The 13537-nt window shown below is 73.4% G+C and carries 13 protein-coding genes; 6 read left to right on the top strand and 7 right to left on the bottom strand.

The genetic code is table 11. The features are described 5' to 3' along the window. Window positions 1-24: 24 nt before the first annotated feature. The 4 genes from QM788_RS16080 to QM788_RS16065 form a co-directional block, all read right to left on the bottom strand. On the bottom strand, window positions 25-813 hold the full coding sequence (locus QM788_RS16080) for an alpha/beta fold hydrolase (protein WP_415662469.1): 789 nt from the start codon (window positions 811-813) through the stop codon (window positions 25-27). After that, on the bottom strand, window positions 810-3368 hold the full coding sequence (gene mutS / locus QM788_RS16075; protein ID WP_415662468.1) for a DNA mismatch repair protein MutS: 2559 nt from the start codon (window positions 3366-3368) through the stop codon (window positions 810-812). Before mutS ends, QM788_RS16080 begins: the two co-directional genes overlap by 4 nt. 38 nt (window positions 3369-3406) lie before the next feature. Then, window positions 3407-3625: an XRE family transcriptional regulator gene (locus tag QM788_RS16070; protein WP_415662467.1), complete on the bottom strand. Its 219-nt coding sequence runs from the start codon at window positions 3623-3625 to the stop codon at window positions 3407-3409. A 73-nt stretch (window positions 3626-3698) separates the two neighbouring features. After that, window positions 3699-4694, bottom strand: a complete 996-nt coding sequence (locus tag QM788_RS16065) for a LysR family transcriptional regulator (RefSeq protein ID WP_415662466.1) — start codon at window positions 4692-4694, stop codon at window positions 3699-3701. Between the two features lie 87 nt (window positions 4695-4781). Between QM788_RS16065 and QM788_RS16060 the strand changes: the two genes are divergently transcribed. Next, window positions 4782-5792, top strand: a complete 1011-nt coding sequence (locus tag QM788_RS16060; RefSeq protein ID WP_415662465.1) for a zinc-binding alcohol dehydrogenase family protein — start codon at window positions 4782-4784, stop codon at window positions 5790-5792. A 75-nt stretch (window positions 5793-5867) separates the two neighbouring features. Further along, on the top strand, window positions 5868-6938 hold the full coding sequence (locus QM788_RS16055; protein WP_415662464.1) for a hypothetical protein: 1071 nt from the start codon (window positions 5868-5870) through the stop codon (window positions 6936-6938). Between the two features lie 19 nt (window positions 6939-6957). On the opposite strand, the gene QM788_RS16050 is transcribed toward QM788_RS16055, so the two are convergent. Further along, window positions 6958-7164 (bottom strand): heavy-metal-associated domain-containing protein, encoded by a 207-nt coding sequence (locus QM788_RS16050; protein ID WP_415662463.1) that lies wholly within the window; start codon window positions 7162-7164, stop codon window positions 6958-6960. A 180-nt stretch (window positions 7165-7344) separates the two neighbouring features. On the opposite strand from QM788_RS16050, the gene QM788_RS16045 reads away from it, so the two are divergent. After that, on the top strand, window positions 7345-9774 hold the full coding sequence (locus QM788_RS16045; protein ID WP_415662462.1) for a heavy metal translocating P-type ATPase: 2430 nt from the start codon (window positions 7345-7347) through the stop codon (window positions 9772-9774). Further along, window positions 9771-10175 (top strand): Cu(I)-responsive transcriptional regulator, encoded by a 405-nt coding sequence (gene cueR, locus QM788_RS16040; protein WP_415662461.1) that lies wholly within the window; start codon window positions 9771-9773, stop codon window positions 10173-10175. Before QM788_RS16045 ends, cueR begins: the two co-directional genes overlap by 4 nt. Window positions 10176-10299: 124 nt before the next feature. Here cueR and QM788_RS16035 read toward each other — a convergent pair whose 3' ends face one another. Next, on the bottom strand, window positions 10300-10614 hold the full coding sequence (locus QM788_RS16035; protein WP_415662460.1) for an energy transducer TonB: 315 nt from the start codon (window positions 10612-10614) through the stop codon (window positions 10300-10302). Between the two features lie 226 nt (window positions 10615-10840). After that, window positions 10841-11791, bottom strand: coding sequence for an inositol monophosphatase family protein (locus QM788_RS16030; RefSeq protein ID WP_415662459.1), 951 nt, complete (start codon window positions 11789-11791; stop codon window positions 10841-10843). A 116-nt stretch (window positions 11792-11907) separates the two neighbouring features. Here QM788_RS16030 and QM788_RS16025 point away from each other — a divergent pair, with 116 nt between their 5' ends. Together QM788_RS16025 and cysE are read left to right on the top strand one after the other, a co-directional pair. Further along, complete coding sequence (locus QM788_RS16025; protein WP_415662458.1) at window positions 11908-12645, top strand: RNA methyltransferase; 738 nt, start codon at window positions 11908-11910, stop codon at window positions 12643-12645. A gap of 39 nt (window positions 12646-12684) precedes the next feature. Continuing rightward, the gene (cysE, locus tag QM788_RS16020; RefSeq protein ID WP_415662457.1) at window positions 12685-13461 is read left to right on the top strand and encodes a serine O-acetyltransferase; all 777 of its coding nucleotides are present in this window, start codon (window positions 12685-12687) and stop codon (window positions 13459-13461) included. The last annotated feature ends 76 nt before the right edge of the window (window positions 13462-13537 follow it).

Below are 13537 nucleotides of genomic sequence, written 5' to 3'. Positions count from 1 at the left end.
CTCGCCGGTGGGCCGGCCGGCGGATCAGGCCAGCAGCTCCAGCACCAGGTCCGCGGTTTGCTCGGGCTTCTCGAAGGGGTAGAGGTGCGAGCCCTCCATCCAGCGCCAGTGCGCGCCGGCCAGCTTGCGGGACGCCGCCGCGCCGGCCTGGCGCAGCTCCGCCGAGCGCGTGCCGCCGACGAAGGCCACCGGGCATTGCGGCGGGCGCAGGCGCAGCAGCAGCGGCAGGTGGTGGGGCAGCGTGCGGTAGATGTGCGCCTCGACCTCGCGCGTGAAGCGCAGCCGCACCCGGCCGCCGGCCTCCTCGAAGCCGGCCTGCACATAGTCGGCCAGCACGCGCCGGTCCCAGCGGGCGAAGGCCTGCTTGGCGGCGAAGTGGGCCTGCACCGCGTCGCGGTCGGGCCAGCTGTGGCGGCGCTCGCGGGCGATGCGCGACGGCGGGAAGCGGTGCATCAGGCCGGTCGTCTTGGCCATCGCGATGGCGGCGGCCTTCAGTCCGGCGATGACGGGCGAATCCAGCATCACCACGCGGCGGGCCAGCTCCGGCCGGTGACAGGCGGCCATCAGGCTGAGCATGCCGCCCAGCGAGTGGCCCGCCAGCACGACCGGGCCGACCGGCCGCACCTCGTGCTCGATGAAGTGGAGCAGCTGGTCGCGCAGCCGGCGCCAGTCGCCGGTGACCGGGAAGCGCGGGTCGTGCCCGAAGCGGTCCAGCGCCTCGACGCGCCAGCCGGCCGCGCGCCAGCGCTCGAACAGCACGCGGTAGCAGCCGGCCGGGAAGCTGTTGGCGTGCGAGAAGACCAGGATCTTCATAGCGACGCCAGCTGCTTCAAGCGGTAGAGCGCATCCAGCGCCTCGCGCGGCGACAGCGCGTCGGGATCGACCTGGGCCAGCGCCCGCAGCAGCGCGCTCGGCTCGGCGGCCGGCGGCGGCGCGGGTGGTGCGGCGAAGAGGTCGAACTGGTCGTCCGCCGCGTTCTGCCGCGCTTCCAAGGCTTCCAGCGTCGCGCGCGCCTGGCGCACGAGGCTGGCGGGCATGCCCGCGAGCTTGGCGACCTGCACGCCGTAGCTGCGGCTGGCCGGGCCGGGCTGCAGTTCGTGCAGGAAGACGATGTCCTCGCCGCTTTCCACCGCGCCGACATGCCAGTTCTGCGCCATCGCATGCTTGGCCGGGAACTCGGTCAGCTCGAAATAGTGCGTTGCGAACAGCGTGAACGCGCGCGTCTTGTCGTGCAGGTGGCTGGCGATGGCCGAGGCGAGCGCCAGACCGTCGAAGGTGGAGGTGCCGCGCCCGATCTCGTCCATCAGCACCAGCGACTGCTCGGTCGCCGCGTGCAGGATGGCCGCGCCCTCGGTCATCTCCAGCATGAAGGTGGACTGCGCGTTGGCGAGGTCGTCCGCCGCGCCGATGCGGGTGTGGATGGCGTCCATCGGGCCGAGGCGGCAACTGGTGGCCGGCACGTAGCTGCCCATCGCCGCCAGCAGCGCGATCAGCGCGACCTGGCGCATGAAGGTGCTCTTGCCGCCCATGTTCGGGCCGGTGATGACCAGCATGCGCGTGCGCGCGTCGAGCCGGCAGTCGTTGGGCATGAACTCGGCGCCGCCCGTCTCGGCCAGCCGCGCCTGCACGACCGGGTGGCGGCCGGCCTCGATCTCCAGACAGGGCTGGGCGACGAACTCGGGCCGGCACCAGCCCAGCGTCGCGGCGCGCTCGGCCAGCGCGGCCAGCGCGTCCAGCGCGGCCAGCGTGCGGCCCAGCGCGGTCAGCGGCGCCAACTGGCCGATCAGCGTGTCGATGAGCTGCTCGTACAGCAGCTTCTCGCGCGCCAGCGCGCGCTCGTTGGCGGACAGCGCCTTGTCCTCGAAGGCCTTCAGCTCCGGCGTGATGAAGCGCTCGGCGTTCTTCAGCGTCTGGCGGCGCTGGTAGTCCATCGGCACCTTGTCCAGGCCGCTGCTGGTCACCTCGATGTAGAAGCCATGCACGCGGTTGAACTGCACGCGCAGGTTGGCGATGCCGGTGCGGGCGCGCTCGCGGGTTTCGAGGTCGAGCAGAAAGCCGTCGCAGTTCTGCTGGATGCCGCGCAGCTCGTCCAGTTCGGCGTCGAAGCCGTCGGCGATGACGCCGCCATCGCGCGGCAGCGGCGCGGGCTCGGCGGCAATGGCGCGCGCCAGCAGGTCGAGGATGGCGGGCGGCGGGTCCAGCGTCTCGTCGTGCAGCGAGGCGGGCGTGGCGGCGCGGAGTTGCGGCAGCGCCTGCAGCGTCGCGCGCAGGCCGGTCAGTTCGCGCGGGCGCACCTGGCGCAGCGCGATGCGGGCCGAGATGCGCTCCACGTCGCTGACGGACTTCAGCGCCTCGCGCAGCGGCTCGAAGCCTGCCGCGTGCAGCGCCGCGATCGCGTCGTGCCGCGCGACGGCCTCGGCGCGATCGCGCTTCGGCGTCAGCAGCCACTGGCGCAGCGTGCGGCTGCCCATGCCGCTCTTGCAGCTGTCGAGCAGCGAGAACAGCGTCGGCGCGGGCTCGCCGCGCAGCGTCTGCACCAGTTCCAGGTTGCGCTGCGTCGCGGGCGGCAGGTCGAGCAGGTCGCTGGCGCGCTGCACGCGCAGCGAGCGCACGTGCGCGAGCGCCCGGCCCTGCGTGTGCTCGGCGAAGGCCAGCAGCGCGCTCGCCGCCGCATGGGCCTGGGCCAGTTCTTGCGCGTTGAAGCCTTGCAGGCCGGCGACGCCGAGCTGCTCGCACAGCTTGCGCTGGCCCAACGCGCCGTCGAACTGCCAGCCCGGCCGGTTCGTCACCGGGAACCGCGCGCGCATGACACCGGCCGGCTGCTGCTCGCGGTTCACCAGCACCTCGGCCGGCATCAGCCGCGCGAGCCAGCCGGGCAGTTCCGTGTCGCTGCACTCGGCCAGGCCGATCTCGCCCTGCGTCAGCGACAGCCACGCCAGGCCGTGCCGGCGGCCGTGGCCGGAGACGGCCAGCAGCACGGCGTCCTGCTTGTCGGCCAGCAACTCGGTGTCGGTGATCGTGCCCGGCGTGACGACGCGCACCACCTTGCGCTCCACCGGTCCTTTGCCCGCGCCGACCTCGCCGACCTGCTCGGCGATGGCCACCGCCTCGCCCAGCTTGATGAGCTTGGCGAGGTAGCTCTCCAGCGCATGCACCGGCACGCCGGCCATGACGACCGGCTGGCCGGCGCTCTGGCCGCGCGTCGTCAGCGTGATGTCCAGCAGCGCATGGCACTTGCGGGCGTCGTCGTAGAAGACCTCGTAGAAGTCCCCCATGCGGTAGAGCAGCAGCGTGTCGGGGAAGTCCGCCTTCAGGCCTAGATACTGCTGCATCATGGGCGTGTGCGCTGAGAAGTCTTGTTTGTCCATTTGAATCGACGGCTTGGCGCCTTATCTGCCCGTCCTGTTCAGTGCGCGGCCCTGCCCTCGAACGGCCATTGGCCGGTCTTGAGCATGAACAGCTCGAACAGGCCGGGCGGCATCGCCCGGTCCCCGGCCTCCCATTGCTGCCACCCGCGCAGAGACGACCGAACCAGGTCGGCGGCCTCCGACTGCGTGAGCCCCGCCGCCAGGCGGGCCTGGCGGATGGCGTCGGGCGGAGGGGTGTGAGGTTTCGGGGTGTTCATGGGCCGGTCGCGGGGCTCCGATCGCGGGTGCAGCGGGGGGGGAGGGCGCTGGATGATACGCTCATTGAGCGCATCAGGATGCCCGCGCCCGGTGGGGAGTCCCTGCTGCCGCTCCGGGGCCGAAGGGAGCGCCGTCGGGCTTCGACGCTTCCGCCGGCGCGGCCCGCGCCTCGGCCATCGCCGCGAATTTCACCGCGAGAAAGTCCACCAGCGCGCGCACGCGGGCGGGCACGAAGCGGCCGCTGGGCAGCAGCGCGTGCAGTGGGTAGGCCTCGGCCTGCCAGTCCTGCAGCAGCGGTACCAGGTCGCCGCGGGCCAGTTCGGCCTGCTGGTCGATGGGCGACTTCAGCAGGATGCCGGCGCCCGCCACGGCCCAGGCCCGGGCCAGCGAGGCGTCGTCGACCCGCCGGTCGCCGGCTACCCGCACCTCGGTCCACTGGCCATCGCGCTGAAAACGCCAACGCCTGAAGGGCCGGCCGCCGCGATCGAAGATCAGGCAGTTGTGCCGCTGCAGGTCCAGCGGCGTTTGTGGCGCCGGGTGGCGGGCAAGATAGGCGGGCGAGGCGCTGACGATCGGGCGGGTCTTGGCCAGCGGCCGTGCCACGAGCCGGGAATCCGCCAGCGCGCCGTAGCGGATGGCGACATCGACCTCGTCGCGCACCACGTCGAGCGGGCGGTCGCCCACCGACAGCACCAGTTGCACGCCCGGGTGGGTGCGCAGGAATTCGTCGAGCCAAGGCAACAGCACGCTGCGCGTCAGGTCGGACGGCGCGGCCACGCGCAGCGCGCCCACCAGCGCCGCGTGGTCCGCGGTGGCCTGCGCTTCGCCCTCGGCCACCAGGTCGAAGGCGCGGCCGGCGTAGTCCAGCAGCGTCTGGCCCGGGGCCGTGAGGCGCATGGCACGGGTGGAGCGCTCGAAGAGCCGCACGCCCAGTTGCCCCTCCAGCCGCTTGAGCATGGCGCTGGCGGCTGCGGGAGTGACCGCCATCACCTCGGCTGCCCCGGTGAGGCTGCCGGTGCGCGCGGTCTGGATCAGTACCTGCAGGTCCGACATATTTCCAATCTTCATTTGAAATTATTCTTTCCTTTTCTCCATTCTCAATGAAGCATTGACTTTCTAGAGTGGCGGCACTCTCTTCACACCAAGGTCTTGAACATGAAAGCCGTCGGCTACCGCCAGCCCCTGCCCATCGAGCATCCCGAGTCCCTGCAGGACATCGAGCTGCCCGTTCCCCGGCCCGGGCCGCGCGACCTGCTGGTGCGCGTGCGGGCGGTCTCCGTGAATCCGGTGGACACCAAGGTCCGCAGCAGTTCGCCGCCGGCCGCGGGTCCGTTCAAGGTGCTGGGGTGGGACGCGGTGGGCACGGTCGAGGCGGTGGGCTCTGCGGTCTCGTCGTTCCAGGTCGGTGACCGCGTCTACTACGCTGGCGCCATCGACCGTGCCGGCGCCAACAGCGAACTGCACGTGGTGGATGAACGCATCGTGGCCAAGGCGCCGCAGTCGCTGGACGACGCGCAGGCCGCCGCGTTGCCGCTGACGGCCATCACCGCCTGCGAACTGCTGTTCGACCGCCTGCGGGTGGCCAGGAACGGCAACGAAGGGCGGAGCCTGCTCGTCATCGGCGGAGCGGGCGGCGTGGGTTCGATGCTGATCCAGCTCGCCCGCAGGCTCACCCGCCTGAAGGTCATCGCCACGGCGTCGCGCCCGGCATCGCGGCGGTGGTGTCTGGACCTCGGCGCGCACGATGTGATCGACCACGCGCAGCCGCTGGCGGCACAGTTGCGGGCCATCGGCATTGATGCCGTGGACATGGTGGCGGCGCTGACGCAGACGCCGCAGCACTATGCGCAGATCGTCGAGGCGCTGGCGCCGCAGGGCCAACTGGCCGTCATCGACGACATGGAGGGCCTGGATGTGATGAAGCTCAAGTCCAAGTCCATTTCGCTGCACTGGGAGCTGATGTTCACGCGCGCGCTGTACCAGACCGCAGACATGGGCGAGCAGGGCCGGCTGCTGGCCGAGGTGGCCGCGCTGGTCGATGCGGGCCAGCTCCGCAGCACCGTGGGCGAGCACCTCGGCCGCATCGACGCCGCCCATCTGCGCCGCGCCCATGCGTTGATCGAAAGCGGGCGGGCCGTGGGCAAGATCGTGCTGTCGGGCTTCTGACGGGAGCGATGCCCGGTCGCATCCCTGAGAATGACCAAGCCGATGGGCGATGGTCCTGGACGGCGGGGAGGTGCAATGGGAAGACGGATCCGGGCCGGCCTCGCGCTGGCGTTGTGGGCGGCCGGCGCGGCCTGGGCGGCGGCGCCGTCGCTGTGCACGCGGCTGGCCGACGAGGCGCGGCGGCTGCCGCCCGACGCCTGGGCGCAGCCGGAGCCGCTGGCGCAGTGGCTGCGGCCGGCTCGTGCCGGTGCGGGGCATCGGCCGTCACCCACCGAGCGGGCGCTGGTGGCCGACCGGCGCTGGCGCGAGCGCCTCGGCCTGACCGGGGACGAGGCCGTCGGCGTCAGCCGCCTGCCGGGCACGCCGGTCTACCTGGTCGAGCACGTGGCCGGCACGGGCAACTGCCAGTCGCTGGTGCTGGTGCAGGCGCGCCCGGGCCGGCCGGTGCGTGCGCTGGCGCCGCCGTTCGACCTGGCGGACCAGGCGCTGTGCATGACCCGTAGCGCCGTGGCGGCCCGGGTGGTGGGGCGGCCGGCGCTGGTCGTCGGCGGCGCGCCGGCCCCGGCCAGCCCGGACCGCGAGTACCGCATCGCCCCATGGACGGCGCGCGGCTGGGGGGCATCGTGCAGCCTGGCGCTGCGCCTGCACGCCACGATGGCGGCGGGAGCGCGCTTCTGCCGGCCCGGCGCCGGGGTCTGCGAGGCCGGGCAGGCCGTGGCGCAGCGGCTGGCCCAGGCCTATGAGGCGGACCGCGCCGCGCAGGCGCCGCTGGACGCCCGGCCGTTCGCGGCCGGCCAGGCGCCGGATGCCGCCGTGCTCGCGGCGCTCGCCGCGCCGCCGGCCGGGGAGGGCGCGGCGGGCGACGCGAACCTGGCGCTGCCGCTGTTCGGCGCCGACGGCCATGCGCTGGACGCGATGCGGGCGCAGTTCTCCAACGCCGACCCGCGCCGGCTGCCGGTGTTCATCGACGGCCGCTGGTGGCTGGCCGTCGTCGGCCGGGGCGGCGTGGGCTGGCGCGAGGGCGATGCCGTGCTGGTCGCGCTGTTCGCGCCGCCGGGCGGGCCGGCCGACGCGGTGGCGTCCTACCAGTTCATCACCCGTCCGGCCGGGCTGCGCGAGGCCGTCGCGCGCGATGAGCGGCGCTGAGTCGGGCTCGCGCCCAGGCTCAGGCGGGCAGGGGCTGCGGCGGGTGGCCGGCGCGGCCGAGGGTCTCGGCGAAGGCGGCGGCGTCCGCGCGGTCGGGCGACAGCTGCACCCGGCGCTGCGCCAGGTCGACCTGCACCCGCGCCTGTGGGTCCACGGCGTGCAGCGCGGCCGTGACGGCGCGGGCGCAGCCGCCGCAGCTCATGCGGGGAAGGTGGAAGCTGATCATGGTTTGAGTTCCTGGGTGGGGATGGCTGCGACTCTCCGGCCTGCCCCCGTGGCAAGGTCAAGGCTCGGGCGGCCGAACCCGGGCGGCGCGCATGGTCTACTGCGCGCCGGCTTGACCTTGCCACCGTGGCAAGCCTGACGATGGCGGCTCGCCGTCGCTGAAACAGACACCGGGATCCCCATGAACGCCGCCACGCCGCCCGCCCTCCAGACCCTGAAGCTGCCCGTCACGGGCATGAGCTGCGCGTCCTGCGCGGGGCGGGTCGAGCGGGCGCTGCAGGCGGTGGCGGGCGTGCAGTCCGCCAGCGTCAACCTGGCCACCGAGGAGGCCGCCGTCAGCGCCGGCCCGACCGTGGCGGTGCAGGCGCTGGCGGACGCGGTGCGACAGGCGGGCTACGGCGTCGCCATCGCCGAGCTGCAGCTGCAGGTGGAGGGCATGACCTGCGCGTCCTGCGTGTCCCGTGTGGAGAAGGCGCTGGCGAAGGTGCCGGGCGTGGTGGACGCGGCGGTCAACCTGGCGACCGGGCGTGCGACGGTGCGGGCGCTGCCGGCGGTGCCAGTGGGCGCGCTGCAGGCGGCCGTGCAGAAGGCCGGCTACACGGCGCGCGCGTTGGCGGCGGGGCAGGCGGCGCCGGGTGCCGCGCTGCCGCCCTGGTGGCCGGTGGCCGTGGGCGGGCTGCTGACGCTGCCGCTGGTGCTGCCCATGCTGCTGCAGGTGCTCGGCCTGCACGCGATGCTGGACGGCTGGCTGCAGCTGGCGCTGGCCACGCCGGTGCAGTTCGGGCTTGGCGCGCGTTTCTACCGCGCCGGCTGGCGGGCGGTGCGGGCCGGCACCGGCAACATGGACCTGCTGGTGGCGCTGGGCACCTCGTCGGCCTACGGCCTGTCGGTCTGGCTGCTGCTGACCCACGGGCCGCATGCGCACCTGTATTTCGAGGCCTCGGCGGCCGTCATCACGCTGGTGCTGCTGGGCAAGTGGCTGGAAGAGCGCGCCAAGCGCCAGACGGCCGATGCGATCCGCGCGCTGAACGCGCTGCGGCCGACGACGGCCCGCGTGCGGCGCGCCGGCGGCGACGTGGAGCTGCCCGTCGAGCAGGTGGCCGTGGGCGACCTGGTCGTCGTGCGGCCGGGGGACCGGGTGGCGGTGGATGGCGAGGTCGTCGAGGGTCGCAGCCACGTGGACGAGGCGCTGATCACCGGCGAGAGCCTGCCCGTGGCCAAGGGCGAGGGCGACCGGGTGACGGGCGGCGCGATCAATGCCGAGGGCCTGCTGCTGGTGCGCACCACGGCGATCGGCGCCGAGACCACGCTGGCGCGCATCATCCGCATGGTCGAGTCGGCGCAGGCGGCCAAGGCGCCCATCCAGCGCGTGGTGGACCGCGTCAGCGCCGTGTTCGTGCCGGCGGTGCTGGCCGTCGCGCTGGCCACGCTGCTGGGCTGGCTGGCCTGGGGCGGCCCTTGGGAGCAGGCGCTGATGAACGCGGTGGCGGTGCTCGTCATCGCCTGCCCGTGCGCGCTGGGCCTGGCCACGCCCACGGCCATCATGGCCGGCACCGGCGTGGCCGCGCGCCACGGCATCCTCATCAAGGACGCCGAGGCGCTGGAGGTGGCGCATGCGGTGCAGGTGGTGGCCTTCGACAAGACCGGCACGCTGACCGAGGGCCGGCCGGCGCTGGCGGCCGCGGAGCCCGCCCCGGGCGTGGCGCGCGAGGAGGTGCTGGCGCTGGCGGCCGCGCTGCAGGCCGGCAGCTCGCACCCGCTGGCGCTGGCGGTGCTGGCGGCCGCGCAGGCCGCCGGCGTGGCGGTGGTGCCGGCCGAGGACGCCGGCGCGCTGCCGGGCCGCGGCGTGGCGGGGCGCGTGGGCGGCCGGGCGCTGCTGCTGGGCAGCACGCGGCTGCTGCAGGAGCTGCGGGTGGAGGCCGGCGCGCTGGCGGCGCAGGCGCAGCGCCTGCAGGACGAGGGGCGCACGGTGTCCTGGCTGATGGAGCGCGAGGGGCCGGGCGACGGCGGGGCCGCGCGGCTGATCGGGCTGCTGGCCTTCGGCGACACGGTGCGGCCCGCGGCGCGCCAGGCCGTGGCGCGGCTGCATGCGCTGGGGCTGCGCACGCTGATGCTGACCGGCGACAACCGCGGCGCCGCGCAGGCCGTGGCGCGGGACCTGGGCATCAGCGACGTGCGCGCCGAGGTGCTGCCGGGCGACAAGGCCGCCGTCGTGCAGCAGCTGCGCGCCGAGGGCTGCCGGGTCGCCTTCGTCGGCGACGGGCTGAACGACGGCCCGGCGCTGGCCGCGGCGTCGGTGGGCTTTGCGATGGCCGGCGGCGCCGACGTGGCCACCGAGACGGCCGGCATCACGCTGATGCGCGGCGACCTGCGGCTGGTGGCGGACGCGATCGACGTGTCGCGGCGCACCTACGCCAAGATCAAGCAGGGCCTGTTCTGGGCCTTCGCCTACAACGTGCTGGGCATCCCGCTGGCGGCGCTCGGGCTGCTGAACCCGGTGATCGCCGGCGCGGCGATGGCCTTCAGCAGCGTCAGCGTGGTCACCAACGCGCTACTGCTGCGGCGCTGGCGCGGCGCGGCGCAGGACGGCGGGCCCGGGAGGCCGGCATGAACATCGGCCAGGCGGCCGCGGCCTCGGGGGTCTCGGCCAAGATGATCCGGCACTACGAAAGCCTGGGCCTGTTCCCGCAGGCCGCCCGCACCGAGGCCGGCTACCGCCAGTACGGCGACGGCGAGGTGGCGACGCTGCGCTTCATCCGGCAGTCGCGCGACCTGGGCTTCTCGCTGGCGCAGATCCGCGAGCTGCTGGGCCTGTGGCAGGACCGCCGCCGTCCCAGCCGCCAGGTCAAGGCGCTGGCGCAGGCCCACATCCAGGAGCTGGAAGCCAAGCTGGCGGAACTGCAGGCCATGAAGGCCACGCTCGCGCACCTGGTGGACTGCTGCCACGGCGACGACCGGCCGGACTGCCCGATCCTGGCGTCGCTGGAGGCGCCGCCCAGTGCCAGGAAATGAAATGCGCTTTGCGCTTTGCGCTGTGAGCGCGGGGCGCAGGAGGGCGGCCGTCCCTCCTCCCAACAACGAAACAGGCCCGCGATGCGGGCCTGCTGCGTGATGCGGAACGGCGGTTCAGCCGTGTTCAGTCTTCCGACCTGAACACCAGCTTGACCTCGTGCGTCTGCGCGGCGCCGGTGCCTTCGAACTTCCACTGGCTCAGCGCGTCGACGGCGGCGCGGTCGAACACGCGCTTGGGTTCGGCTTCCACCACTTCGACGCCCGAGACCTTGCCGTCGCCGGCGATGTTCATCTTGGCGCGCACGCTGCCGGCGGTGATGTTCTTCTTGATCGCCTCGCCGGGGTACTCCGGGGCCACCTTCTTCAGGACTTTGGCGTCGGCATGGGCCAGGGACGCTGCGGCGACGAGGGCGAGGGCGATGGCGGAACGGGCAAACATCGGAGGAGTCCTTCTTTCGGTTGGCTTCGGGGAGGCGGCGGCTCGTGGCCGCGTGACGGGACGCATTCTGGCCAGCCCGCCCCCCACAGGTAAGGGGGATGGCCGTGTACAAGTCACGCTGCGGCGGCCGGGTTGCCGCGCCGGCGCGGCGGCCGCGAACTCCTTCACGGCCCCCAAACGGCGAAGCCCTCGCGTGGAGGGCTTCGGCGGGGGAGGAGGTGCCGGGTCAGCGCGTCGCGTCGCCGTTGTCGCCGGACGGCTTCTTCAGCCGCACCGGGCCGCGCTTCTTCGGCGCCGCCGCGGCCGGCGCCTCGGGGGCGGGGGCCTCGGCGCCTGCCGTGGCCGGCGCGGCGGCGTCTTCTTCCTTGATGACGCGGGTGTAGGGCGACAGCAGCGTGACGAGCTGGGCGTAGATCTTGGGGTTGCCGGCCACCACCTCGCGCTGGTGCAGGAAGTCGGCCTCGCCGGTGAAGTTGCCGATCAGGCCGCCCGCCTCGGACAGGATCAGCGAGCCGGCGGCGATGTCCCAGGGCTGCAGGCCGGTCTCGAAGAAGGCGTCGTAGTGGCCGGCGGCGACGTAGCACAGGTCCAGCGCGGCCGCGCCCGGGCGGCGCAGGCCGGCGCACAGCTGCATGACCTCCTCGAACATCTTCAGGTAGCGCTTGAAGTTGTCGCCGCGGCGGAAGGGGAAGCCGGTGCCGATCAGCGCGTCGCTCATGCGGGTGCGGCGCGACACGCGCAGCCGGCGGTCGTTCAGGAAGGCGCCGCGGCCCTTGGTGGCGTAGAAGAGGTCGTTGCGGGTCGGGTCGTAGACGACGGCCTGCTGCACCACGCCGCGGTGCGCCAGCGCGATGGACACGCAGTACACCGGGAAGCCGTGGATGAAGTTGGTCGTGCCGTCCAGCGGATCGATGATCCAGACGTATTCGGAGTGCCGCGCGCCGTGCGTGCGGCCGGACTCCTCGGCGAGGATGCCGTGGTCGGGGTAGGCGCCCAGCAGCGTCTCGATGATGACCCCTTCCGCCGCGTGATCGACTTCGGTCACGAAGTCGTTCGGGCTCTTGGTGTTGACGCGCAGCGCCTCCAGGTCCAGCGAGGCGCGGTTGATGATGGCGCCGGCCGCGCGCGCCGCCTTGATGGCGACATTGAGCATGGGATGGAGGGACGTCTGCTGCATGCGGGCACTCGCTGGGAAAGGGATCGACAGGGGGAAAGAGCGCCGGGCGGCGGCGTCGAACGCAGGGGCCGGCCCGGATAATCGCGCGATTCTAGCCGCAGCCTCCGTAGAAACCCGTGGACTCCACACGCTTCATCCTGATCAACACCAGCCATGCGGGCAACGTCGGCGCCGCGGCGCGGGCGATGAAGGTCATGGGCTTCGGCGACCTGGTGCTGGTGGCGCCGCGCTTCGCCGACGTGCTGTGCCACGAGGAGGCCGTGGCGCTGGCCAGCGGCGCGGCGGACGTGCTGGCGCGCGCCCGCGTCGTGGCCACGCTGGCCGAGGCGCTGGACGGCGTGGACTTCGCCTGCGCGACCGCGATGACGCCGCGCGACTTCGGCCCGCCCACGCACGCGCCGCGCGCGCTGTTCGCCGAGCTGGCCGCGCGCCCGGCCGCGCCGCGCCTGGCGCTGGTGTTCGGCTCCGAGCGCTACGGCATGGCCAACGAGGACGTCTACCGCTGCCACGCGGTGCTCAGCATCCCGACCGGCCCCGGCTACGGCTCGCTCAACCTCGCGCAGGCTGTGCAGCTGCTGGCCTACGACCTGCGCCAGGCGCTCGGCGGCTTCGCGGTGCAGCCGCGCACGCCCGACCCCGAGCGGGCCGACCTGCGCGCGGTGCAGGGCCTGCTCGACCATCTGCAAACGGCGCTGGCCGACATCGGCTACCTCGACCCCGCCGCGCCGAAGAAGCTGATGCCGCGCCTGAACCAGCTCTTCAACCGCGCCGGGCTGACGAACGAGGAGGTCCACATCCTGCGCGGCATCGCCCGGCAGATGAGCAAGACCTCGGCGGCGGCAGGTTCCCGCTAGGCCTCCTACACTGGCCCGCCTTTCCTTCCCGGCCACCCCATGTTCCAGCGCCTGCGCGAAGACATCGCCCTCATCCTCGAACGCGACCCGGCCGCCCGGTCGGCGTGGGAGGTGCTGACCTGTTACCCGGGCCTGCACGCGCTGATGTTCCACCGCCGCGCGAACTGGCTGTGGCGCCACGGCTTCAAGTGGCTGGCGCGCTGGCTGTCGCACTGGAGCCGCTGGCTCACCGGCATCGAGATCCATCCCGGCGCGCGCATCGGCCGCAAGGTGTTCATCGACCACGGCATGGGCATCGTCATCGGCGAGATGGCCGAGGTCGGCGAGGGCTGCACCATCTACCAGGGCGTCACGCTGGGCGGCACCTCGCTGGTCAAGGGCGCCAAGCGCCACCCGACGCTGGGGCCGGGCGTCATCGTCGGCGCCAACGCCTGCGTGCTGGGCGGCTTCACGGTCGGCGCGGGCGCGCGCATCGGCTCCGGCGCCGTCGTCACCAAGCCGGTGCCGGCCGGCGCCACGGCCGTGGGCAACCCGGCCCGCATCATCGAGGCCGCCAGCGACCAGCTGCGCGAGGAGGCTGCCGCCCGCATGGGCTTCTCGGCCTACGGCGTGACCCAGGGCGACGACCCGGTGGCGCTGGCCATGCGCGGCCTGATCGACAGCGCCTCCGGCCACGAGCACCAGATCGCGCTGCTGTGGAGCGCCGTCTGCAAGCTCTCCACGCAGCTGGGCCAGCCGGTCGGCGACTGCGTTCCGCATGACGCGCAGCGCGACGAGGCCTTCGACGCCGACGGCATGAACCGCCTGGTGAAGTAAGGCACTTTCCGCGCGCCTGCGTGGCGCGCGATACGGCCTGGGCGCGCCGGCCGTCCCGCAGAATCGCCGGTTCCGG

It is taken from the genome of Roseateles sp., from assembly GCF_047654785.1.
GTDB lineage: Bacteria > Pseudomonadota > Gammaproteobacteria > Burkholderiales > Burkholderiaceae_C > Pelomonas.
The sequence above is the reverse complement of the archived record's forward strand: the minus strand, read 5'-3'. Positions and strand labels throughout refer to the sequence as shown.

Excerpts from the sequence above, each read along its gene's own strand:
- QM788_RS16065 (WP_415662466.1), bottom strand. The coding sequence starts at position 4,694 with ATGAAGATTGGAAATATGTCGGACCTGCAGGTACTGATCCAGACCGCG.
- QM788_RS16080 (WP_415662469.1), bottom strand. The coding sequence starts at position 813 with ATGAAGATCCTGGTCTTCTCGCACGCCAACAGCTTCCCGGCCGGCTGC.
- QM788_RS16050 (WP_415662463.1), bottom strand. The coding sequence starts at position 7,164 with ATGATCAGCTTCCACCTTCCCCGCATGAGCTGCGGCGGCTGCGCCCGC.
- mutS (WP_415662468.1), bottom strand. The coding sequence starts at position 3,368 with ATGGACAAACAAGACTTCTCAGCGCACACGCCCATGATGCAGCAGTAT.
- QM788_RS16045 (WP_415662462.1), top strand. The coding sequence starts at position 7,345 with ATGAACGCCGCCACGCCGCCCGCCCTCCAGACCCTGAAGCTGCCCGTC.
- cueR (WP_415662461.1), top strand. The coding sequence starts at position 9,771 with ATGAACATCGGCCAGGCGGCCGCGGCCTCGGGGGTCTCGGCCAAGATG.
- QM788_RS16030 (WP_415662459.1), bottom strand. The coding sequence starts at position 11,791 with ATGCAGCAGACGTCCCTCCATCCCATGCTCAATGTCGCCATCAAGGCG.
- QM788_RS16070 (WP_415662467.1), bottom strand. The coding sequence starts at position 3,625 with ATGAACACCCCGAAACCTCACACCCCTCCGCCCGACGCCATCCGCCAG.
- QM788_RS16055 (WP_415662464.1), top strand. The coding sequence starts at position 5,868 with ATGGGAAGACGGATCCGGGCCGGCCTCGCGCTGGCGTTGTGGGCGGCC.
- QM788_RS16060 (WP_415662465.1), top strand. The coding sequence starts at position 4,782 with ATGAAAGCCGTCGGCTACCGCCAGCCCCTGCCCATCGAGCATCCCGAG.
- cysE (WP_415662457.1), top strand. The coding sequence starts at position 12,685 with ATGTTCCAGCGCCTGCGCGAAGACATCGCCCTCATCCTCGAACGCGAC.
- QM788_RS16035 (WP_415662460.1), bottom strand. The coding sequence starts at position 10,614 with ATGTTTGCCCGTTCCGCCATCGCCCTCGCCCTCGTCGCCGCAGCGTCC.